General features: G+C 63.0%; 1 pseudogene. It reads left to right on the top strand.

Annotation, left to right across the window (positions count from 1 at the left end):
• Positions 1-410: 410 nt before the first annotated feature.
• A pseudogene (locus ACYVDG_RS32720) lies at positions 411-684 on the top strand (HNH endonuclease signature motif containing protein); the annotation flags it as partial.

Below are 684 nucleotides of genomic sequence, written 5' to 3'. Positions count from 1 at the left end.
CAGGCGTCTTCATTCCGCGTTGGGATACAACACGCCCGCGGAGATTTACGCGGCGCATCAGGAGATGCGACTGGCCGCGTGAGACAGGCGGTTCAAAGCCTGTCCGGAAACAGCAGGGCCCCTCACCTACCGGTTGCGGGTGTCGCGGCCGGTCAATGCGCCCAGCGAAAACCCCGATGATCTTGCCCCTGTCTCCACCCTCGGCCGCCGAGAGTGGAGACAGGGGCAAGATCATTCCCATTCGGGCACACATTTGTCCGCTTTGCCCAAGAATGCGGACAGGGGAGGTAGGGCCCCTTTCCTGGAAGGCTTCTTTCCGGGGGAAGAAAAGGCGGAGCAGGGTGCCCGGGTAAGTGTTTTATCACCCCCAGGTTAGGTCCTTTCTGGGTCTTTCTTGATATCCTTAGGGTATGACTTCTTCTTTCGGGCAGTGCGGGAACACGGCGGTCACTACTCCCGCCGTGGCCGCAATGCGCACTGCCCGGGAAAAGATCACCTCGGAAATGGCGGACGTGCCCCCGGCGGGTGCGGCCGGTGAGGTCCTGGACGTGATTTCCCAGGTGTTCGAGGACTTCGACCGGGCCCAGCTTGCGATGCTGCTGCGCCTGGCCCAGCTGGAAGCGGCCGGGACGTTGTTGGAGGCGGGCGGGCAGCGGTCGGTGCAGAACTGGCTGATCCACTCGG

This window comes from Nocardiopsis oceani, assembly GCF_054777395.1.
Note: the sequence above shows the minus strand (reverse complement) of the source record. Positions and strands in the feature narration are given on the sequence as shown.